The sequence below is a fragment of the Symbiopectobacterium sp. RP genome (assembly GCF_050472005.1).
Lineage (GTDB): Bacteria > Pseudomonadota > Gammaproteobacteria > Enterobacterales > Enterobacteriaceae > Symbiopectobacterium.
On sequence record NZ_JBGOGS010000001.1, the window covers coordinates 479,857 to 500,402 of the forward strand.

Below are 20,546 nucleotides of genomic sequence, written 5' to 3' on the forward strand. Positions count from 1 at the left end.
GATGTGTAGATACCTATGCCCTTAGTGGCGGGATAAGCGGCCTTATTTTCTTCCTCAGCAGAGCATCATAGCAGTAAACTGTATCCTAAGCGCCGTCAGCCGATGCCTCTCTGATTTTCCGGTGGGTCTGGTTTATCAGCGCCGGTAGAGCTTGGGCATCAGTCGTACCACTGAGCGACAAATCCGCACAGATAATCTCATGCGTCACACTGTCTACTGCCAGGTGCAGCTTACGCCATACCCTGCGTCTGTCGGCACCATGCTGCCGGACTTTCCATTCGCCTTCGCCAAAGACCTTCAGGACGGTTCCATCAATGACCAGATGTGAGATTTCACCACAGGTTGGCGTTTTTATGCTGATGTTCACTGTCTTTGCTCGCTTGCTGAGCAGCGAATAGTCTGGACAATGGAGCGACAATTTAATCAGTTTAAAAATCGAGTCACCAAAGCCCTGTAAAGCCCTGTAAAGCCCTCAATGAAAGGCCAAACACGCGTTTCATCATCAGGACTGTGGTGATGGTCATATCTGAGTAGTGGAGCGGTCGTCCACGCCGTTCAGTAGTGTTTTTTCCGTCCATGCAGCAATGGCTGATTCATCTAGCCATACGGTGGCTTTGAGCTACCTGAACATTCTTGCCCACATGTTTAAAACCAAATGAACGTAATTCGTCATCTGTGTAGTAACTAATGCTGAAGGGGTTTTTCATTTTATAGCCCATGTGTTTTCTGAAGCAAGTAAGGATTTAATCTACGGAGAAATACTCTTTCGACTCAATTATAAATTTTTTGACGTTAAGAATTGATTCATTTTCTTTTTCAAACACTAAATCTAATGCGGCTTTACGGTTTTTGGTCGCCTCTTCAATTTGCTCAAACCCATATGCAATACCTAATCGCATCTTAGGGTCAGATTGCCATTCTGTTAGTGATAAATTTTCATCAGGAACAACAATCGGAATACAGCCACACATTATGGCAAACAACGAATATCCAGTATATAGGTCATAAGAGATAAAATACTTTACACGCTTAAATATTTCAGCTACTTCTTCATGTTTTTTTTCGTCGATAAGAATTGAATCAGATAGGTCATGGATTATCTTTCTTCCTTGACCTTTTCTAATGCAATATGCTGTACCTTTTCGTTCTTTAGATGCACCAATCTCATTATAAATATCATTCATCTGATGAAATACATGAAGTACTGTGTCAGATGTGTGGGAACCATATAGCTTAAAATCTCTGCCAAATTCACCGTATGAGAAATACAGTTCGCGAGAGAAATAATTTACGTTTCCTGTTTGATAGCCAGGATAGTGTAAGAACCATCTGACTACATTTTTAGCTTTTAACGGGTTTCCTGATACTATCTCTGGATAGACAACAATAGAATTTTCTAAATCGTCTTTTGTTAATTTATTAATTACAGGGGTTTGGAGCATTTTGTTTGTTTTATACTTTCTGCTCTTATATTTTAGTTTTATTTTTGCTTTTATCTCAATAAAATGTTTTTTCCAAGATAAAGGATATTCTTCGACCATGGGATGTAAGTAAGCATATTCTCCAAGTTGGTTGAGAATATGACATAATTTATGTAGAACGATAACTCCACCACTCCATTCAGTATATGCTGGAGCCATTATTATAAATCGCATTGTAGCCATGCCCTAGGTAAGATTCGAATGTTGTTCTCTTACTTAATAAGAGATGTGGAAAAGCATGCTGTTAATTAAATATATTACTTTGTTGATGTCTGTTGTGGTGGTAAATATCTGAAATCAATCGATTTAACATTCTATCAGCTGTGTATTCTTTTATCAATTCAATATCTACAGGTATTAATGGTCTTTCTAAAAAACTTTGCAAGGAGTCAATGTCATTATACCCTAATATGAAAAAACGGTCTTCAGTATAAAAATCATATTGTATTATTTTTATATTGTTGGTTATTATTTTTTTGTTAAAAGCAAGAGCCTCTATCGTTCGTAACGTTAAACCATCTTGTCCTGGGTGGTTTATTTCTATAACAACGTCAGACTCAATAACTTTCTCTATATTTTCTTTATAATCAAGAGATTGATTTTTGCAAAAAAATGGGTAATTTATTGATTTATTATATTTATCAAAAAGATAAAAATCAAGTTTGTAATTTAAATGTTTAAAATAAGGAAAAATGTCTTGGAGAGTTTTTTCGCGATCAGGCCTGTATTCACCAATGAAAAAACATGTTTTTTCAGATAATTTGTTTTTTGATGTTTTAAGTATGGTGTCAATATCTTGGGATGTAAATGGAAGGAACTGCTTTAAGTATATGAAGTTATATTTTTTACAGTCGGATGGGTCGAAACTATATACTTTATCAAAATGTGAATCTATTTCTTTAATAATATCTCCGTCAGGTGGAAGCCATCTTTTGTTTTCTTTCATTCCTCTTTCTAAATGAATTATAGTATCTCGAATCACTAAGGCTTTTTTACATGGGAGTGTTTTTATTATATCAAGAAAACCTAAAAAACTACATCCATTACAAATTATTAAATCATCCTCTTTGATTTTTCTTAGTTTTAAAAAAACATGTATCTTAATGAATAACCAATTATTAATACTGGCTTTTTTAAGTCTAATATTATTTCTTGTAAAATGCTTCATGACATTTTTTATTTCTGTGACGCCATGCGGCCATAAATTTTTTATCATGAGCTTTTCATAATTGGCATTCCATTCTAAAAAATATACATTCATGAAACAATTCTCTTATTTTGTTATGATATACTTTAATCTTGCTAAAATCCCGCTAAATAAGTGATATTTCCGGAACTCATGCTTTGATATTTTCTTCCATTGTAAAGATGTTCGGGGTTTAAGTAACGGTACATCATTCCATTCTGAGGCTAGATATGCTTTTTGAAAGAATATTGTTGAAGGATATTGTCCCCATTCATTCCAAGGCTTAGTTGTACCAACATAATGAATTAAGATAGATTCATTATTTATGATTTTTTTATATTTCTGATGAGTCCTGTCGTATAACTCGCTTTTTATACTATAGATGCTATTGTATTTTCTGGGTAAGAGAAATGTTTTGCCGAGCAAAAGCATATTTAATGCATCTTGATCCGGATATTTTAGTTCTGAATGTTCAAAGATAAATTTAATAACGTTCGAGGTTAAGTTTTGTTGATGCCATTTTTTTAAATCCACAAACATTACACCAGAATTAAAATAGACATCTTCTATTTCTGGACAATCGAGTCTTTCAATTGCTTTCTTATCCATCCCCTCAATATCAGTGACAACCGCACAAATAGCATTATCAAAAGATAAATGTATTAATTCGTCAAGGGGAGCTTTACATACAATATCGGCATCAAGATATAATACTCGATCTGTATATGATTCCAAGTAATCGAATGCGATTAATCTGTAATAAGCAGAATAAGGCCAATTTTTTGTGGGTAAGTCTTTTAATGGTGTTTTGTTAATGTTATATATGAATATATCTACATTAAATCTACCAGACATTTTCTTGAAACGATGAAGATCATCATACCTTATGGAGTCAATGAAAAAGTGTAAGGTGATAGGAATTTCACTGTTTATAATCGTCGATGTGGCCGAAATTGCAGCACCGAATAAAAAATTCTTATCGACACCGTATGCAATATGCAACATCTTCTCTTTGTTGGTTTTGTGCGCACCAAGAAATTCAATCTTATTCTTGATCACACTGCTATCAAAATACATAATTTTCTATGCTCTGAATTAGATGATTTTTTTAAGAAATAAAGTAAGTAGTTTTTTAAACCTGAAAATATTTTTTTATTATGAAATTCATGTTTGGCACAATAACGCAGCTGATTAGCTGAATGAGCTTTAAGCAATTCAGCGTCTTTCCATGGGGAGTTATTTTTTGCGTTTGTAAAATAGCATGATGAGTCATAATAAATGGCCCACTCATGCCACGGCTTTGTTGGGCCTATATAATGAATGAATACCGTGTTATTGGTGATGGGGGTGAGCATGTTTTTATTTTCATTTAGCTCATAGTTAATACTAAACTGGGTGTTGTATTTTTTATCCAAAAAAATAACTTTATTCACAAACAATATGTTTAATATATCTTGATCTAAAAATGATATCATTTCTTTTATTTCATCTTTGGAAAGAAGATTCATTGCTTGTCGACTGATATCTTCTTTCGCCCATAAAGGAATGTTTATTAAAAGGAATCCTGCATTAAAATAACCATTACTTATATCCTCATCCCCTAACGCATGTGCTCGCTTGCTCCACCAAGGTTTCTCTCCTTCACTGACCACGGCAGCGATATGAACGCCCAAGTCTAGATTTATTAACTCATCCAGTTTCTCATTACAAATAATATCAGCATCAAGATAAAGTACTTTAGATGATAACCCATTGAAAAAATCAGCAATGATAAAACGGAAATAGGTTGCATAAGACCAGTTTTTAGTGCTTGGTAATTTTTTTAACTCATCACAGTTGATAAGATAAACGATGATTTGGGTGTTGTATTGATGGCTAAGTTCAGTAAATTCTGAGATGTTTTTTTCATCAAAACAATCGGTGAAAATATGAAATACTATTTCTCTTCCTTTATTGTTTAACAATATGGAAGATATGGATATTCCGCAGCCAAATATAAAGTTTTTGTCTATTCCATAAGCAATATTAAATGCATTGATACGTAATGTATCAATATTGTCATTTAGTGTTATTTTCTCTTTTATAACATCTTTGATATTAAAATACACAATATCACCATTAATTTAATGTTTTTTGATTGTTATGATTGGAAATAGATTTCATGAATGTAGAGTAATAGTTTTCATCATAAAATCCACTGATGGATTTTTTAATTTCTTCTACATTGTGATTGATTTCTTTTTTTTGTACTTGAGATAATATCTTAATAAACTCTTTGATATTACTCGGGGCATAAAGTTGCCCATTCACACCATTCTTGATGATATCACCTGGTCCTGATGGGCAATCGCTGCTAATGCAATAAACCCCATAAGATATCGCTTCAACTAAAACCATCCCAAACCCTTCAAATGAGGATGTGAGAAGTAATGCGCTGACAGATGGTATTTGCTTTTGAACATATTCCCACGGCTTTTCTTGCCATCCGTGCCAATGCAAATGATCTGCAATGTCCAGTTGATGCGCGTAGGCCTGGCATATTTCCGCATCTGAACCATCACCGATAAAATGGCATTCCCATTCACCGTGCAAACCGGAGAAAGCATCTAACATGTCTTTAAGACGCTTTTGACCCTCAAACTTAAGACGCCCGACATAGATAAAGACGGTTTTATCGGTTGGGCGCGGAATCACGACACTTTGTGGCGTGACTGGGTTAAAAATCAAAGAGATGCGTTCGGGAGAAACCCCACGCTTTATTAATTGCTGCTTGATACCGGAGCTGATGGCCAAGTGATGATCCGCGACCAGTGCCTGTTTGGCATGTTTTTTGTGGTCGAGAGAGTAGTGCAGCCACGAAATCAGCGGCAGCATTTTCTTACTGTAACGGATCGCTTGTGCCACAACGCGACAGGATGGCGCATCAAAAGCAATAACCGTATCGGGTTGGTTCTGTTTAATGAAGCGCGCCAGCGCACACGCGTGGCTCATTCTACGCAGAAAGGAGATCTTGATGCCGGAACGATGGCAAATAAAGTGCTTTCCTTCCAGCCAAGCTTTATCCATGCGGTTATCACGGCAGAGGAAATATAAGGTATAGGTGTTTTTAGTGTTTTTGTCACTTTCCAGGAAGCGAGTGACCTTTTTTATTACTGTCTCAATCCCGCCGAAACCAGAGGTGGCCTCACCGACGAAAAGTATATTCATAATGATAATCAGGACTCGGGTTAAAGTGCCTTACGCTCTGTTCTTTCTCGAATTTTTTCTGCTTTGGTAAACGCTTCATGAAATAGCGATTGTTCCTGACGCAACGTAGTACGCAAGGGTTGATGATCAAAATAGATCTTCAGGAAAAACAAGAGATCGTGTTTGCTCAGCCCGATATCGAGTGAGGAAAAATAGAGGCCGATAAGATCTTTATTACGCCATCTCAGCGGAACACGTTCGCGGAGTTGTGCCCGATGCAGGTCGATGAGCGAAAGTGTAAATTGCGTATCGGTGGGCTGATAAGGCTGACGCAGCAAGAAATGGCAAATATAGCAATCACGGTGATTGACGCCACCGGCATGCATCTTTCTCACCATTTCTGCCACACGGCGAATCAGTCGCCGTTTTTCGGCAAGCATTGGCGGATTCTTCGGCCAGTTGGCGCAATAATCTTCCAAGCTGATGGCCGGGCTTAAATCCTCTGTAATGATAAAAGATTCGCGCTGTAGCGGGTTTATTCCCCGCTGGCCAAATGCGGCGCCCGTCATGGTGTCTACACCGAGATCGCGCAAACGCTGAATCGCGTTCCATTCACGATCGGCGCCCAATACGGGCAGTCGTAATGAAAGCAGGTTTTTGAGTGCCTCTTTTAATGCCGTACCGCGATGTATTTTGATAAACCAAGAGCGTCCGGCCAAAGTAAAACGTAATGTTTTTCGGCTCTCTAGTGCGCGAAAGACATCGCCATCCAGTTTTTTGACTTCTTCAAACGGGTCGCGTTCCTGCCAGAGTGAAGCGAATGGCTCTTTTAACGTAATGACGCTTTTCATTTAGTGACGATCCTGGCCCGCAATCAGCTGCGCGGCTTTTTCCTGTAAGCTGTAAAGATCTTCCGTATCGGCATAATGCCGGGCATTCTCCGACCAGCGATGCAACGTTTCCGTTTGTCCTAATGCCCTGTGCAGCGCAGCGTTCAGCACTTTCTGACTGAAGGGGGAGGTGATGACTTGGCCTGCTTGTGCCTTATCAATATGGAAGGCGTAGCCACATACCTCTGTCACGATAACCGGTAGCCCGGCAGTAATCGCTTCAAGGAGCACAATGCCTGCGGCTTCCTGATGTGCAGGGTGGAGTAACAGATCTGCGGAGGCCATAAAATCAGGAACATCGCTACGCCCAGCGAAAAAGCGCACCTGTTTATCAATCCCTAACTGACCCGCCAGCGCCTGATAACGGTCGGGTTTATCTTGGCCGACAACTAGGAAAACGACCTTTTCCCGTAGTGCTTCCGGCAGGCTGGCAACAGTGCGCAGGCTGCGCTCGACTCCCTTACGCTTGAAATCTGAGCCGACTTGCAGCAGTACTAGGGCGTTTTCGGAGATGTTTTGCGCATGACGAAAGGTCTGGCGAACGCCGGGAGTCTGCTGGTCATATTTTCTGTCCAGCGCAATGCCCGGTGGAAGAATCAGAAAACGCTCATCCTGCGTGCCATAATGTTTTTTAAAATCTGCAATCTGGCGTTGAGTCAGCATCAGCATTTTGGTGTTTACGCATGGGCTGAACACCGCTTTTTCAAAAGCGGTATAGTGCTTGTAACGCGGCGTTAAGCGATAGAAAAATCCTTTCTCCTGCTCAACCTTTTCTGCGTAGCACACATCCGCGGCGTAATAAAAATCCAGTCCCGGCATTTTATTGAATCCCACCACGCGATCGACAGGGTGCAATTGCAGATGGTGTTGAATCCACTCACTGTAGCGTTGATGCCGCGTGTTATTGCTGATACCCACCGTGGGCACCAAAATAATCTCAAGATTCTCAGGCTCTTCTCCCTGCCAAGACAACACATACACTCGCACACGGTGACCGTGCTTGACGCAGACCTGAGCAATACTGAGGAAATCGCGCTGCAAGCCGCCAAACGGGAAATATTTATACAAGCAGAAGGCAATATTCATGCAGAATTCCTTATCTTTCTGCGGTATTTAGCGAAGCACCCGTAGGATCGGCCAGCAACTTTGCTGCGGCGTGAATTACGTCCTGAGCAGGGATACATGACAGGTATTTTTTATTCCTATCGAGATGCTCTCTCTCAGGCATGGCGGTGTAGTCTCCCGCCCACAGGACAATATGGTTATCTGACCAAGGTCTCCATTTGCCGTGATCCGTCGGCCCAAACAGGCAAACTGTTGGCGTTGCGAGCGCTGCTGCCATGTGCATTGGTGCAGAGTCGACGCCGATATAGAGTACGGCGTTGTCGATCAATGCGGCCAGTTCAAGAAAATGCGTTTTACCGGCAAGCGACAGATTAGGTTTGTGTTCGCATAAGGTGCTGATCTCCTTCACCACCGCCAAGTCATCGGTACCAGAGGCACAGGTAAGGACGACTTCTAACCCTTGCTGTTTCAGATGATCAATAACCTGCGCAAATTTATCGTTATCCCAGCATTTAAAATACTGTCTGGCGGTCGGCTGGATGACCACATAAGGCGTTGCCGCTAATTCAGGCGCGAGGGCAAAAACGCGGTCAGCATCTTCCGGGCCATAGCACAGCGACAGCGGCCGTGTCCTGTCTTCCTCTGGCACATCCAGAGGGGCAAGCAAAGAGAAGTTATGCTCAACGATATGTTGCCCCGTTGGTTCCAGACAACGTGTGAAACAGGCGCGCCATAGCGACTGTCTGGCGCCTCCGCGTTGAATGGAGAGGCTATAAGGGCAGTTCAACGATTTAATCAGCAGCGCGATTGGCCACTGGTCGGCCAGATTCACAATCAGGTCATAGCGATTGCGTTTGAGGGTGTTGCGCATGGCGAGAAAATCACTGACTTTCTCCATTGCGCCAGCGGTTTTTCTTTTTAAACCGTATAACCGGTGGATATCGGGATGCTTGGAAAGGATAGGGCTGGTGTCCTCGTAGAGCAGCACATCAATAGCAGCTTCTGGGTAACGCGCTTTTAGCGTGCTGATAAGCGGCGTAGTCAACAGCATATCCCCATGAAAACGCAGCTTTACGATCAAGATCCGGTTATAGGTCAAGGTGTTGAGGCTCACTCGCTTTCCTTCAGTTAACGCATATAAACCAGAAAATGACCACGCTACCGCCCCTAGCTTTCCAGCTACCAGTGGACTGCGCGCTATTATCCGGATTGTTATCAGGCGTAACGTAAATAAATACACAGGCTCTACTATTTTATACCGCTATAGTACTAAAAGCTGTATGCCTCTCACAGCGATAATTACGCTAGGCTGTGTCCCTTAATTGCTTGAGCTATAGTATCCATCTGTTTCTACGACACTTTTGATTATGGCTCGCTACGATCTTTCTGATGAAGCATGGGCAATCATTGAGCCCTTGTTGCCAACCGTTTTGACATCTCCGCGGGCCGGCCGGCCGTGGGCAGAACATAGAAAAATCTTCAACGGCATGTTCTGGATACTGTGTTCAGGCGCACCATGGCGTGATTTACCTGAACGTTACGGCCCATGAAAAACCGTTTATAACCGTTTCAATAGATGGTCAAAGTCTAGAATCATTAACATTATTTTCAATAAGTTACTTTCATTTTTTGATGCTCATGGACTTGTTGACTGGTCAGCCGCTGCGCTGGATGGCAGTAATATCCGTGCGCTCAAATGTGCGGCTGGCGCTCAAAAAAACATCTCGATATAGCTAAACGACTTAATTTTGATTGCATTATTTAAATGAGCTATTCAATTGATTTTAGACGTAAAGTGATATCTACACGGGAAGAAGAAGGGTTGAGTATCCGAGAAACAGCGAAGCAATTTCGGATTGGCCCTGCCTCTGTATCGCGTTGGATTAATCAAATAGCGTCAAAAGCATCGACCACGCGTCAGCGAAAGAGCGATAAATCCGAGTTGATAAAAGATGTTGAACCATATCCAGATGCTTACCAAAAAGAACGTGCAGAGCGTTTTGGCGTTTGTCAGAAGGCCATTTGGCAAGCTCTTAAAAAGCTGGGATTGACCTATAAAAAAACGCTACGTCATCCGAAAGCCGACGAAAGCGCCCGGCAAGCATTTCAACAAAAAATACCACAGTATGAAAAAGAAGGCAAACCTATTGTTTTTATTGATGAAAGTGGTTTTTCACATGATACCCCACGGACTCACGGCTATTCCCCAAAAGGTCAACGGTGTTTTGGCCTGAAGAACGGGGGAGACAAGGGAAGAACAAATGTTATCGGCGCGTTATTAGGCACAACGCTGTTTGCTATCGGATTATTTGATATCAATATTAACAGCGATGTTTTCTATTCCTGGGTCACACAAGTCCTTATCCCAGTACTCCCTAAAAACAGGGTAATCGTGATGGACAATGCAACTTTTCACAAAAAACATAATATTCAACAAGTCATCATCGATGCAGGGTATATGGTGGAGTATTTGCCTACATATTCGCCTACATATTCGCCTACATATTCGCCAGATCTTAACCCAATTGAGCCTAAATGGGCACAAGCAAAAAGCAAAAAAAGAGAGAGTGGTTGCGATACAGAGATTTTGTTCTCAGTCCATATGGTGTAATCAAAATTAAGTCGCTTGGCTATATCCCCGCCGAACAGCAGCAGCACACTGCCGCCTTTAGCGGCCACCTCCTGACGAATCTGATCCACCAGCGTTTTTTTGCGCTGCCAACCCATATTCGCCGTATTTGTTATGCCAGAAATGGCCGTGGTGATCGTTGGTGTGGAGGATGGTGATGTCATAGGTTTTATCTTTTTCCCACGCCAACGCCCCTGCCGAGGTAAAAACCAGCGACATCGCAATAGCACGTCCTAATGCTTTCGTTGCAAAACGCATGGAAACTCTCCGTTAAATAAACAACCCTTGTTAAAATAATGCGATAGCAGCCCTCTGCCCGTCCTAGTCTTAGTCAGGTACGCGCAGATTGAGATACCCCTCCAGAATAGCGCACTTTTACTCAACGCTCGATTTCATTTGCACCCTGTGACCTGTATCACAAGAAAAACCTGCGTTGTGCGCATGAATCACTAGAGAAAGCTGATGAAAATGGTCAGTTCATTTGATTCTGTTGTATTTATGTCATTTACCCCCGCTATTCTAAGGTTTTTAACACAGAGAAACCGGTTCCTCTCAGCACACAGGATGAAAATGCGGCATAACAGACATGAGAAAGTATCTTCATGATAGCAATAACTTTGGTTTATCAATGCTTATCTGACGAAAGCATCATGAAATCTATGTTAGACTTAGATTCGATGAGTAAACTAAGATTTTTACTAGAATACCCTCATTTTCCCAAGCAGGATTTCTTCAAATGAAATAGAATTTGTTCAAGAAGTCTGCTCATGAACGTTTTTCAACAATGGTAAAAGGAGTCGAGATGCATGCAACCACACCACTAATATCCACTATTGCCGTAGGGCTGCTCCTCGCGTTCTTGCTGGGGATTCTGGCCAATCGACTACGCATATCCCCTTTAGTCGGCTATCTGGTCGCAGGGGTTCTGGTGGGGCCGTTTACCCCAGGTTTTGTCGCGGATACCGCGTTAGCACCTGAATTGGCTGAACTTGGGGTTATTCTGCTGATGTTTGGTGTCGGCCTGCATTTCTCTCTTAAAGATCTCATGGCGGTGAAATCCATCGCTATTCCCGGTGCCATTGCACAAATCGCCGTTGCCACGCTGCTGGGGATGGGCCTTTCCACCCTGCTCGGCTGGAGTCTGGCAAGCGGCTTGGTGTTTGGGCTGTGCTTATCCACTGCCAGTACCGTAGTGCTGCTGCGCGCATTAGAAGAACGGCAACTGATTGACAGCCAGCGCGGACAAATCGCCATTGGCTGGTTGATCGTAGAAGATTTGGCGATGGTGTTGACGCTGGTATTGCTGCCCGCGTTCCGTGACATGATAGGCGCTGAGCATGCTGATACCGGTAAGCTGATTCGTGACATGGCTTGGACCATCGGCAAAGTGGTTGCTTTTATCACGCTGATGATTGTGGTGGGCCGTCGCCTAGTGCCTTGGGTGTTGGCAAAAAGCGCCGCTACCGGCTCACGGGAACTGTTCACCCTCGCCGTATTGGCGATGGCTCTCGGCATCGCTTTCGGTGCCGTGAAGCTGTTTGATGTTTCATTCGCACTGGGTGCCTTCTTTGCGGGTGTGGTGCTGAACGAATCAGAACTCAGTCAACGCGCTGCCCACGATACACTGCCACTGCGTGACGCCTTCGCCGTACTGTTTTTTGTTTCGGTGGGCATGCTGTTCGATCCGATGATTCTGGTGAACGAACCGATGGCCGTCATCATTACATTGGCCATTATCGTGTTCGGTAAATCAGCGGCCGCTTTTGTACTGGTACGTCTGTTCGGCCACTCCAAACGTACCGCACTGACTATCTCGACCAGCCTAGCGCAAATTGGTGAGTTCGCCTTTATCTTGGCGGGCCTGGGTGTTGTGCTCGGTCTCTTGTCTGAGCAAGGGCGCAATCTGGAGCTGGCAGGGGCGATTCTGTCGATTATGATCAACCCGCTGCTTTTTACTCTGCTGGAGCGCTATCTGGAGAAAACAGAGACCATTGATGAGCAGATCGTGGAAGAAGCCATCGAAGAAGAGAAGCAAATTCCGGTTGATATGTCTAATCACGCCCTATTGGTCGGTTATGGCCGTGTTGGCAGCCTGATCGGTGCCAAACTGCATCAGGAAGGCATTCCTATTGTGGTCATCGAGAATTCGCGTGCGCGGGTGGATGCTCTGCGCGAGCAAGGCATCAAGGCCGTACTGGGAAACGCCACTAAAGTGGAAATCATGGAGTTGGCTCAGTTGGATTGCGCCCGCTGGCTGCTGCTGAGCATTCCTAACGGCTATGAGGCAGGAGAAATCGTTGCGGCAGCGCGTGAAAAACGCCCGGATCTGGAGATCATTGCGCGCGCACATTATGACGATGAAGTCAGCTATATCACCGAACACGGTGCCAATCAGGTGGTGATGGGTGAACGTGAAATCGCCAACAGCATGATTACCCTGCTACAGCTTGAGCAGGTAAAAGCAGAAGAACTAAAAGAGTGCCCGATTTGATACCGATGCGCAGCGGTAACTCCGCTGCGCTCTTTTATCTGTACTGTTTTAACTACTCGTCACGCACCAGCGCTTCAAACAAATCAATGTGCCGCGCATCATCATTTAACGCCGGAATATAAGCAAACTGTTCACAGCCAGCATGCAGGAAAATCTCCCGGTTCTGCTCCTGAATTTCTTCCAACGTTTCCAGACAATCGGCTGCAAACCCAGGGCAAATAACCTGAATGCGTTTGATCCCCTGCGCAGGTAATCCCTTTAATGTTTCATCCGTGTAAGGGGTGAGCCAAGGTTCACGGCCAAAACGTGATTGGAATGTCATTTGCGCCTGTTCCGGTGCCAGCCCCAATGCAGCGATCAGCGACTGTGCCGTCGCCTGACAGCGCAGAGGATAGTCATCCCCTTCCGTAGCATAACGCACCGGAATGCCATGGAACGATATAACTAAGCGGTCTGGCACGCCGTGCAGCGCAAATGACGCTTCCACACGCTGCTTTAGCGCATCAATATAGACCGGGTGCGTCGCATAGTCGCGGATAAAACGGATACCGGGCACCTGGCGGCGCGTGCGCAGTGCATCGGCCAGCCCATTCCATACTGCACCGGTGGTAGAGCAGGAGTATTGCGGATAAAGCGGCAGCACAACCAGTTGAGTGACACCTTGCGACAACAGGCTATCCAGCGCCGACAGCAAGCTCGGCGAACCATAGCTCATGCCAAGCGCCACCGGAATATCGTCGCCTAAACGGGCGGAGAGCGCACATTCCTGACGTCGACTGAATGCCAACAGCGGAGAACCGTCAACCGTCCAGATAGACTGATAGAGTTTGGCGACACGGGGAGAACGAAAAGGCAGGATCACGCCATTCAACAGCGGCCACCAGAGCCAGCGCGGCGTATCTACGACGCGTTTATCACTAAGAAAATGTGCCAGATAGCGTTTCACCGCCTGCGGCGTCGGGGCTTCGGGCGTCCCCAGATTCACCATCAGCACGCCCAATTTTTGTTGACTCATCGTCTGCCCTCATAAAATGCTGCCTGTCGTACACCTAGCAGCGGTTATCGTTACCAGCGCTGAGTGTAGCGAAAATGTTGCCCGGACGGGATAGGAAAAACGATGTTATTACCGATACTTGCCATCGAAAGGATAGATAGCGCCATGGGTGAGCACAGGCGTATCGGCCGGGTTTTCTTTCAGGTAGAAGTGCCATGTAGAGTTTGTTAAGCTGCAAATAAGGTATTGAAAAACAGGGTTTCATGTTCGGCCAAGGATGCATAAAGAACAATGACAATAATTGAGTCAGTGAAAACTGTAATTGAAGAGCCTGTTTAAGATTTTGTGTAAATGCCTTTCCTCAGAAGTGACCGTCAAGGCGGTCACCTAACTCGATAATAAAGCGACTCATTGCCATACGCCAGTCCTGTAAGGGCATCGTCCATTTCTGTGATGCCGTCTGGATTGCCAGCCATACGACCTTCTTCACCGAGTCATCAGTCGGGAACACCTTGCGTTTCTTGATTGCATGCCGGAGCACGCTGTTCAGTGATTCTATAGCGTTCGTCGTGTAGATTACCTTGCGAAGTTCCTGCGGGTACGAGAAGAATGTCGACAGGTTGGCCCAGTTTGACTGCCAGCTCCGGCTTATCTGCGGATAGCGGTGATCCCATGTCCCACCGAACGCCTCCAGCGCCTGAAGCGTGGCCTCTTCGGTTGGAGCCTGATACACTGCTTTGAGGTCGCGTGTTACCGCCTTATACTCCTTCCAGGCAACGAAGCGCAGACTGTTGCGCACCATGTGCACGATGCACAACTGGATGCGGGCTTCCGGGTAGACCGTGTTGATGGCATCCGGGAACCCTTTCAGGCCGTCCACACAGCCAATGAGGATGTCGGTCAGGGCACGGTTTTTCAGTTCTGTCAGCACGTTCATCCAGAACTTTGCGCCTTCATTTTCGGCCAGCCACATCCCCAGTAGCTCTTTCTGGCCTTCGATATTGATACCCAGCGCCAGGAACACAGACTTATTGATAACGCGGCTGTCCTGCCGGACTTTCAGAACGATACAGTCAAGGTAAACAATGGGATAAACCGCATGCAGGGGGCGATTTTGCCATTCAACAACCTGCTCCATAACGGCATCGGTGACCTTCGATACCAGGGCGGGTGAGACATCCGCGTCATACAGCTCTTTGAACGCAGCGGCAATTTCGCGGGTGGTCATCCCTTTGGCATATAGCCAACCGACTTAAAAATGATCACAGCCAATGCCCTGATATGTGGCAAAAAATACAGCTAATTGTTATCAAAATAATGTCGCTTGGCTATACGACCTTCTTCACCGAGTCATCAGTCGGGAATACCTTGCGTTTCTTGATTGCATGCCGGAGCACGCTGTTCAGTGATTCTATAGCGTTCGTCGTGTAGATTACCTTGCGAAGTTCCTGCGGGTACGAGAAGAATGTCGACAGGTTGGCCCAGTTTGACTGCCAGCTCCGGCTTATCTGCGAATAGCGGTGATCCCATGTCCCACCGAACGTCTCCAGCGCCTGAAGCGCGGCCTCTTCGGCTGGAGCCTGATACACTGCTTTGAGGTCGCGTGTTACCGCCTTATAGTCCTTCCAGGCAACGAAGCGCAGACTGTTGCGCACCATGTGCACGATGCACAACTGGATGCGGGCTTCCGGGTAGATCGTGTTAATGGCATCCGGGAACCCTTTCAGACCGTCCACACAGGCAATGAGGAAGAAGAAGGGTTGAGTATCCGAGAAACAGCGAAGCAATTTCGGATTGGCCCTGCCTCTGTATCGCGTTGGATTAATCAAATAGCGTCAAAAGCATCGACCACGCGTCAGCGAAAGAGCGATAAATCCGAGTTGATAAAAGATGTTGAACCATATCCAGATGCTTACCAAAAAGAACGTGCAGAGCGTTTTGGCGTTTGTCAGAAGGCCATTTGGCAAGCTCTTAAAAAGCTGGGATTGACCTATAAAAAAACGCTACGTCATCCGAAAGCCGACGAAAGCGCCCGGCAAGCATTTCAACAAAAAATACAACAGTATGAAAAAGAAGGTAAACCTATTGTTTTTATTGATGAAAGTGGTTTTCCACACGATACCCCACGGACTCACGGCTATTCCCCAAAAGGTCAACGGTGTTTTGGCCTGAAGAACGGGGGAGCCAAGGGAAGAACAAATGTTATCGGCGCTTTATTAGGCACAACGCTGTTTGCTATCGGATTATTTGATATCAATATTAACAGCGATGTTTTCTATTCCTGGGTCACACAAGTCCTTATCCCAGTACTCCCTAAAAACAGGGTAATCGTGATGGACAATGCAACTTTTCACAAAAAACATAATATTCAACAAGTCATCATCGATGCAGGGTATATGGTGGAGTATTTGCCTACATATTCGCCAGATCTTAACCCAATTGAGGCTTTGTTGAATAAATCAGAACTTGTAACGACTGTGCCCCATACGGGTCGATTGTTACGTGATGCGAATACTGTTCGGCATTCCTAATAGCGTGATCAGGTTAAGCGCTTTGACCATGACCATGGCTTCACCCACCTGAGCATCGTAGTCTCTCAGACTTAGATGACCACCCAGAAGCCTTTTGAACCGGAACATGGCCGTTTCAGCCACTGAGCGCCGGTGATAGCCCACTTTCTTTTTCCAGATAGCGTTACTACCGCTAATGCGCTGATTTGCAACAGCGTGGTTACGCTCGTGGTAGCGATCTTGCCAATATTGCGCCCCCCTTCGTGGCAGGATAAGCGGCCTTATTTTCTTCCTCACCAGAGCATCATAGCAGTAAACTGTATCCTAAGCGCCGTCAGCCGATGCCTCTCTGATTTTCCGGTGGGTCTGGTTTATCAGCGCCGGTAGAGCTTGGGCATCAGTACCACTGAGCGACAAATCCGCACAGATAATCTCATGCGTCACACTGTCTACTGCCAGGTGCAACTTACGCCATACCCTGCGTCTGTCGGCACCATGCTGCCGGACTTTCCATTCTCCTTCGCCAAAGACCTTCAGGCCGGTTCCATCAATGACCAGATGTGAGATTTCACTAGGGGTTGGCGTTTTTATGCTGATGTTCACTGTCTTTGCTCGCTTGCTGAGCAGCGAATAGTCTGGACAATGCAGCGACAATTTAATCAGTTTAAAAATCGAGTCACCAAAGCCCTGTAAAGCCCTCAATGAAAGGCCAAACACGCGTTTCATCATCAGGACTGTGGTGATGGCCATATAGCCAAGCGACATTATTTTGATAACAATTAGCTGTATTTTTTTGCCACATATCAGGGCATTGGCTGTAATCATTTTTAAGTCGGTTGGCTATAACACGCGCAATGGCTACTCCACAAAGACTGTTACCTCCGGCGATGGTCCGCTGGAACTGCGTACACCACGTGATCGTGATGCTTCCTTTGAACCGCAACTGGTGAAGAAGAACCAGACCCGGCTCACCGGGATGGATAACCAGATTTTATCGTTGTATGCCAAAGGGATGACCACCCGCGAAATTGCCGCTGAGTTCAAAGAGCTGTATAGCCAAGCGACTTAATTTTGATTACACCATATGGACTGAGAACAAAATCTCTGTATCGCAACCACTCTCTCTTTTTTTGCTTTTTGCTTGTGCCCATTTATGCTCAATGGGGTTAAAATCTGGCGAATATGTAGGCAAATACTCCACCATATACCCTGCATCGATGATGACTTGTTGAATATTATGTTTTTTGTGAAAAGTTGCATTGTCCATCACGATTACCCTGTTTTTAGGGAGTACTGGGATAAGGACTTGTGTGACCCAGGAATAGAAAACATCGCTGTTAATATTGATATCAAATAATCCGATAGCAAACAGCGTTGTGCCTAATAAAGCGCCGATAACATTTGTTCTTCCCTTGGCTCCCCCGTTCTTCAGGCCAAAACACCGTTGACCTTTTGGGGAATAGCCGTGAGTCCGTGGGGTATCGTGTGGAAAACCACTTTCATCAATAAAAACAATAGGCTTACCTTCTTTTTCATACTGTTGCATTTTTTGTTGAAATACTTGCCGGGCGCTTTCATCGGCTTTCGGATGACATAGAGTTTTTTTTTATAGGTCAATCCCAGCTTTTTAAGAGCTTGCCAAATGACCTTCTGACAAACGCCAAAACGCTCTGCACGTTCTTTTTGGTAAGCATCTGGATATGGTTCAACATCTTTTATCAACTCGGATTTATCGATCTTTCGCTGAGGCGTGGTCGATGCTTTTGACGCTATTTGATTAATCCAACGCGATACAGAGGCAGGGCCAATCCGAAATTGCTTCGCTGTTTCTCGGATACTCAACCCTTCTTCTTCCCGTGTAGATATCACTTTACGTCTAAAATCAATTGAATAGCTCATTTAAATAATGTAATCAAAATTAAGTCGTTTAGCTATATGACGCGGATGTCTCACCCGCCTTGGTATCGAAGGTCACCGATGCCGTTATGGAGCAGGTTGTTGAATGGCAAAATCGCCCCCTGAATGCGGTTTATCCCATTGTTTACCTTGACTGTATCGTTCTGAAAGTCTGGCAGGACAGCCGCGTTATCAATAAGTCTGTGTTCCTGGCGCTGGGTATCAATATCGAAGGCCAGAAAGAGCTACTGGGGATGTGGCTGGCCGAAAATGAAGGCGCAAAGTTCTGGCTGAACGTGCTGACAGAACTGAAAAACTGTGGCCTGACCGACGTCCTCATTGCCTGTGTGGACGGCCTGAAAGGGTTCCCGGATGCCATCAACACGGTCTACCCGGAAGCCCGCATCCAGTTGTGCATCGTGCACATGGTGCGCAACAGTCTGCGCTTCGTTGCCTGGAAGGACTATAAGGCGGTAACACGCGACCTCAAAGCAGTGTATCAGGCTCCAACCGAAGAGGCCGCGCTTCAGGCGCTGGAGACGTTCGGTGGGACATGGGATCACCGCTATCCGCAGATAAGCCGGAGCTGGCAGTCAAACTGGGCCAACCTGTCGACATTCTTCTCGTACCCGCAGGAACTTCGCAAGGTAATCTACACGACGAACGCTATAGAATCACTGAACAGCGTGCTCCAGCATGCAATCAAGAAACGCAAGGTATTCCCGACTGATGACTCGGTGAAGAAAGTCGTATGGCTGGCAATCCAGGCGGCATCACAGAAATGGACGATGCCCTTACAGGACTGGCGTATGGCAATGAGTCGCTTTATTATCGAGTTCGGTGACCGCCTTGACGGTCACTTCTGAGGAAAGGCATTTACACAAAATCTTAAACAGGCTCAGTGGTTACTGTTCCTGCATAAGCTTCGCGCGCAGTCGCTTTATCGCTTGGCTATGCAGCTGACTGACACGAGATTCACCAACATCAAGAACGGCCCCAATTTCTTTCAGGTTGAGTTCTTCCTGGTAATAGAGCGTCAAAACCAATTTCTCACGCTCTGGTAAATTCTCGATAGCGTCCATCACGCTATGGCGTAAACTGCCTTCCATCAGCTGATGGAGCGGATTCGCTTCTTCATTGCCTTCAAGAAGCGCCTCAGCACTGTCGCCGTGTTCTTCACGCCATTCATCGTAAGAGAACAGCTGGCTATTATTGGTATCCAGCAATATCTGACGATAATCTTCCAGCGTGATGTTTAACGACTGCGCCACTTCTTGCTCCGTGGGCGCGCGGCCAAGTTGCTGTTCCGCCTGCTGCATCGCCTGTGCCACTTCCCGCGCATTACGCCGCACAGTGCGCGGCACCCAATCCCGGCTGCGCAACTCATCCAACATCGCACCTCGGATGCGCTGCACGGCGTAGGTGGTAAAGGCGGTTCCCTGCAAAGAGTCGAAGCGTTCAACGGCACTCAGCAGGCCAATGCCTCCTGCTTGCAGCAGATCGTCCAGCTCAACGCTCGCGGGAAGGCGAACCTGTAAACGCAAGGCTTCATGGCGCACTAATGGAACATAGCGCTGCCAGAGGGAATTCTTATCCATTGTGCCTTCGGCGGTATACAGATCGCTCACAGTGGCAAATACCTACGATGATAGTGTTATCGACACTATACTATTATGCGTTTGCGTAGAGTGTCCAATGCTGCGAATAGGGATGTAAATAGGGGGCTATTTGGGGTATGTGACAATATCGACAGAGCCTGTTTAAGATTTTGTGTAAATGCCTTTCCTCAGAAGTGACCGTCAAGGCGGTCACCGAACTCGATAATAAAGCGACTCATTGCCATACGCCAGTCCTGTAAGGGCATCGTCCATTTCTGTAATGCCGCCTGGATTGCCAGCCATACGACTTTCTTCACCGAGTCATCAGTCGGGAATACCTTGCGTTTCTTGATTGCATGCTGGAGCACGCTGTTCAGTGATTCTATAGCGTTCGTCGTGTAGATTATAGCTAAACGACTTAATTTTGATTACATTATTTAAATGAGCTATTCAATTGATTTTAGACGTAAAGTGATATCTACACGGGAAGAAGAAGGGTTGAATATCCGAGAAACAGCGAAGCAATTTCGGATTGGCCCTGCCTCTGTATCGCGTTGGATTAATCAAATATAGCCAACCGACTTAAAAATGATTACAGCCAATGCCCTGATATGTGGCAA

At 45.2% G+C, this 20,546-nt stretch carries 17 protein-coding genes and 9 pseudogenes; 7 read left to right on the forward strand and 19 right to left on the reverse strand.

Features of this window, described 5'->3' with window-relative positions; genetic code table 11:
• Positions 1–25 precede the first annotated feature (25 nt).
• The 10 genes and pseudogenes from ACD630_RS03075 to rfaQ all read right to left on the reverse strand — a co-directional run.
• A pseudogene (locus tag ACD630_RS03075) lies at positions 26–610 on the reverse strand (IS5 family transposase); the annotation flags it as partial.
• Positions 594–719 carry a hypothetical protein gene (locus tag ACD630_RS03080; protein ID WP_430358084.1) on the reverse strand — a complete coding sequence of 42 codons (126 nt, stop codon included), beginning with the start codon at positions 717–719 and terminating at the stop codon, positions 594–596. The pseudogene ACD630_RS03075 and the gene ACD630_RS03080, both read right to left, overlap by 17 nt.
• Before the next feature lie 24 nt (positions 720–743).
• The gene (locus tag ACD630_RS03085) at positions 744–1,664 is read right to left on the reverse strand and encodes a WavQ (RefSeq protein ID WP_430358085.1); all 921 of its coding nucleotides are present in this window, start codon (positions 1,662–1,664) and stop codon (positions 744–746) included.
• Between the two features lie 61 nt (positions 1,665–1,725).
• Entirely contained in the window at positions 1,726–2,742 is a 1,017-nt protein-coding gene (locus tag ACD630_RS03090; RefSeq protein WP_430358086.1) for a hypothetical protein, read from the reverse strand.
• A gap of 12 nt (positions 2,743–2,754) precedes the next feature.
• Positions 2,755–3,726, reverse strand: coding sequence for a glycosyltransferase (locus ACD630_RS03095; RefSeq protein ID WP_430358087.1), 972 nt, complete (start codon positions 3,724–3,726; stop codon positions 2,755–2,757).
• Positions 3,723–4,775, reverse strand: a complete 1,053-nt coding sequence (waaO, locus tag ACD630_RS03100; protein WP_430358088.1) for a lipopolysaccharide 3-alpha-galactosyltransferase — start codon at positions 4,773–4,775, stop codon at positions 3,723–3,725. The genes ACD630_RS03095 and waaO overlap by 4 nt, the downstream gene beginning before the upstream one ends.
• A gap of 10 nt (positions 4,776–4,785) precedes the next feature.
• Positions 4,786–5,874, reverse strand: coding sequence for a lipopolysaccharide 1,6-galactosyltransferase (gene waaB / locus ACD630_RS03105; RefSeq protein ID WP_430358089.1), 1,089 nt, complete (start codon positions 5,872–5,874; stop codon positions 4,786–4,788).
• Between the two features lie 20 nt (positions 5,875–5,894).
• On the reverse strand, positions 5,895–6,704 hold the full coding sequence (rfaP, locus tag ACD630_RS03110) for a lipopolysaccharide core heptose(I) kinase RfaP (protein WP_430358090.1): 810 nt from the start codon (positions 6,702–6,704) through the stop codon (positions 5,895–5,897).
• Positions 6,705–7,829, reverse strand: a complete 1,125-nt coding sequence (locus ACD630_RS03115) for a glycosyltransferase family 4 protein (RefSeq protein ID WP_430358091.1) — start codon at positions 7,827–7,829, stop codon at positions 6,705–6,707.
• Between the two features lie 10 nt (positions 7,830–7,839).
• Positions 7,840–8,922 (reverse strand): lipopolysaccharide core heptosyltransferase RfaQ, encoded by a 1,083-nt coding sequence (gene rfaQ / locus ACD630_RS03120; RefSeq protein WP_430358092.1) that lies wholly within the window; start codon positions 8,920–8,922, stop codon positions 7,840–7,842.
• A gap of 253 nt (positions 8,923–9,175) precedes the next feature.
• On the opposite strand from rfaQ, the pseudogene ACD630_RS03125 reads away from it, so the two are divergent.
• Both ACD630_RS03125 and ACD630_RS03130 read left to right on the forward strand, forming a co-directional pair.
• A pseudogene (locus ACD630_RS03125) lies at positions 9,176–9,526 on the forward strand (IS5 family transposase); the annotation flags it as partial.
• A 47-nt stretch (positions 9,527–9,573) separates the two neighbouring features.
• Positions 9,574–10,419, forward strand: coding sequence for an IS630 family transposase (locus ACD630_RS03130; protein WP_430358093.1), 846 nt, complete (start codon positions 9,574–9,576; stop codon positions 10,417–10,419).
• Positions 10,420–10,439: 20 nt separating this feature from the next.
• On the opposite strand, the pseudogene ushA reads toward ACD630_RS03130, so the two are convergent.
• Positions 10,440–10,695: pseudogene (gene ushA, locus ACD630_RS03135) on the reverse strand (bifunctional UDP-sugar hydrolase/5'-nucleotidase); the annotation flags it as partial.
• Positions 10,696–11,239: 544 nt separating this feature from the next.
• On the opposite strand from ushA, the gene ybaL reads away from it, so the two are divergent.
• The gene (ybaL, locus tag ACD630_RS03140) at positions 11,240–12,928 is read left to right on the forward strand and encodes a YbaL family putative K(+) efflux transporter (RefSeq protein ID WP_430359869.1); all 1,689 of its coding nucleotides are present in this window, start codon (positions 11,240–11,242) and stop codon (positions 12,926–12,928) included.
• 52 nt (positions 12,929–12,980) lie between these two features.
• On the opposite strand, the gene hemH is transcribed toward ybaL, so the two are convergent.
• From hemH to ACD630_RS03155, 3 genes and pseudogenes are all read right to left on the reverse strand, one after another.
• Complete coding sequence (gene hemH / locus ACD630_RS03145; RefSeq protein WP_430358094.1) at positions 12,981–13,943, reverse strand: ferrochelatase; 963 nt, start codon at positions 13,941–13,943, stop codon at positions 12,981–12,983.
• Between the two features lie 340 nt (positions 13,944–14,283).
• Positions 14,284–15,165: pseudogene (locus ACD630_RS03150) on the reverse strand (IS256 family transposase); the annotation flags it as partial.
• A gap of 88 nt (positions 15,166–15,253) precedes the next feature.
• A pseudogene (locus tag ACD630_RS03155) lies at positions 15,254–15,670 on the reverse strand (IS256 family transposase); the annotation flags it as partial.
• Positions 15,671–15,682: 12 nt separating this feature from the next.
• On the opposite strand from ACD630_RS03155, the gene ACD630_RS03160 reads away from it, so the two are divergent.
• The gene (locus ACD630_RS03160; protein ID WP_430358095.1) at positions 15,683–16,453 is read left to right on the forward strand and encodes an IS630 family transposase; all 771 of its coding nucleotides are present in this window, start codon (positions 15,683–15,685) and stop codon (positions 16,451–16,453) included.
• Here ACD630_RS03160 and ACD630_RS03165 read toward each other — a convergent pair.
• Positions 16,421–17,182: pseudogene (locus tag ACD630_RS03165) on the reverse strand (IS5 family transposase); the annotation flags it as partial. The gene ACD630_RS03160 and the pseudogene ACD630_RS03165 overlap by 33 nt on opposite strands.
• A gap of 88 nt (positions 17,183–17,270) precedes the next feature.
• Between ACD630_RS03165 and ACD630_RS03170 the strand changes: the two are divergent.
• Positions 17,271–17,486: pseudogene (locus ACD630_RS03170) on the forward strand (transposase); the annotation flags it as partial.
• 21 nt (positions 17,487–17,507) lie between these two features.
• Here ACD630_RS03170 and ACD630_RS03175 read toward each other — a convergent pair.
• A complete protein-coding gene (locus ACD630_RS03175) occupies positions 17,508–17,978 on the reverse strand; it encodes an IS630 family transposase (RefSeq protein ID WP_430358096.1) in 471 nt (156 codons plus the stop codon).
• The gene (locus ACD630_RS03180) at positions 17,861–18,331 is read right to left on the reverse strand and encodes an IS630 transposase-related protein (protein ID WP_430358097.1); all 471 of its coding nucleotides are present in this window, start codon (positions 18,329–18,331) and stop codon (positions 17,861–17,863) included. The genes ACD630_RS03175 and ACD630_RS03180 overlap by 118 nt, the downstream gene beginning before the upstream one ends.
• 32 nt (positions 18,332–18,363) lie before the next feature.
• Between ACD630_RS03180 and ACD630_RS03185 the strand changes: the two are divergent.
• Positions 18,364–19,194, forward strand: a pseudogene (locus ACD630_RS03185) (IS256 family transposase); the annotation flags it as partial.
• A 39-nt stretch (positions 19,195–19,233) separates the two neighbouring features.
• Here the strand turns inward: ACD630_RS03185 and ACD630_RS03190 are convergent.
• Both ACD630_RS03190 and ACD630_RS03195 read right to left on the reverse strand, forming a co-directional pair.
• Positions 19,234–19,956, reverse strand: a complete 723-nt coding sequence (locus tag ACD630_RS03190) for an RNA polymerase sigma factor FliA (protein ID WP_430358098.1) — start codon at positions 19,954–19,956, stop codon at positions 19,234–19,236.
• A 158-nt stretch (positions 19,957–20,114) separates the two neighbouring features.
• Positions 20,115–20,333 (reverse strand): annotated as a pseudogene (locus tag ACD630_RS03195) (transposase); the annotation flags it as partial.
• Positions 20,334–20,367: 34 nt separating this feature from the next.
• Here ACD630_RS03195 and ACD630_RS03200 point away from each other — a divergent pair.
• Positions 20,368–20,499, forward strand: a complete 132-nt coding sequence (locus tag ACD630_RS03200; RefSeq protein WP_430358099.1) for an IS630 transposase-related protein — start codon at positions 20,368–20,370, stop codon at positions 20,497–20,499.
• Positions 20,500–20,546 lie beyond the last annotated feature (47 nt).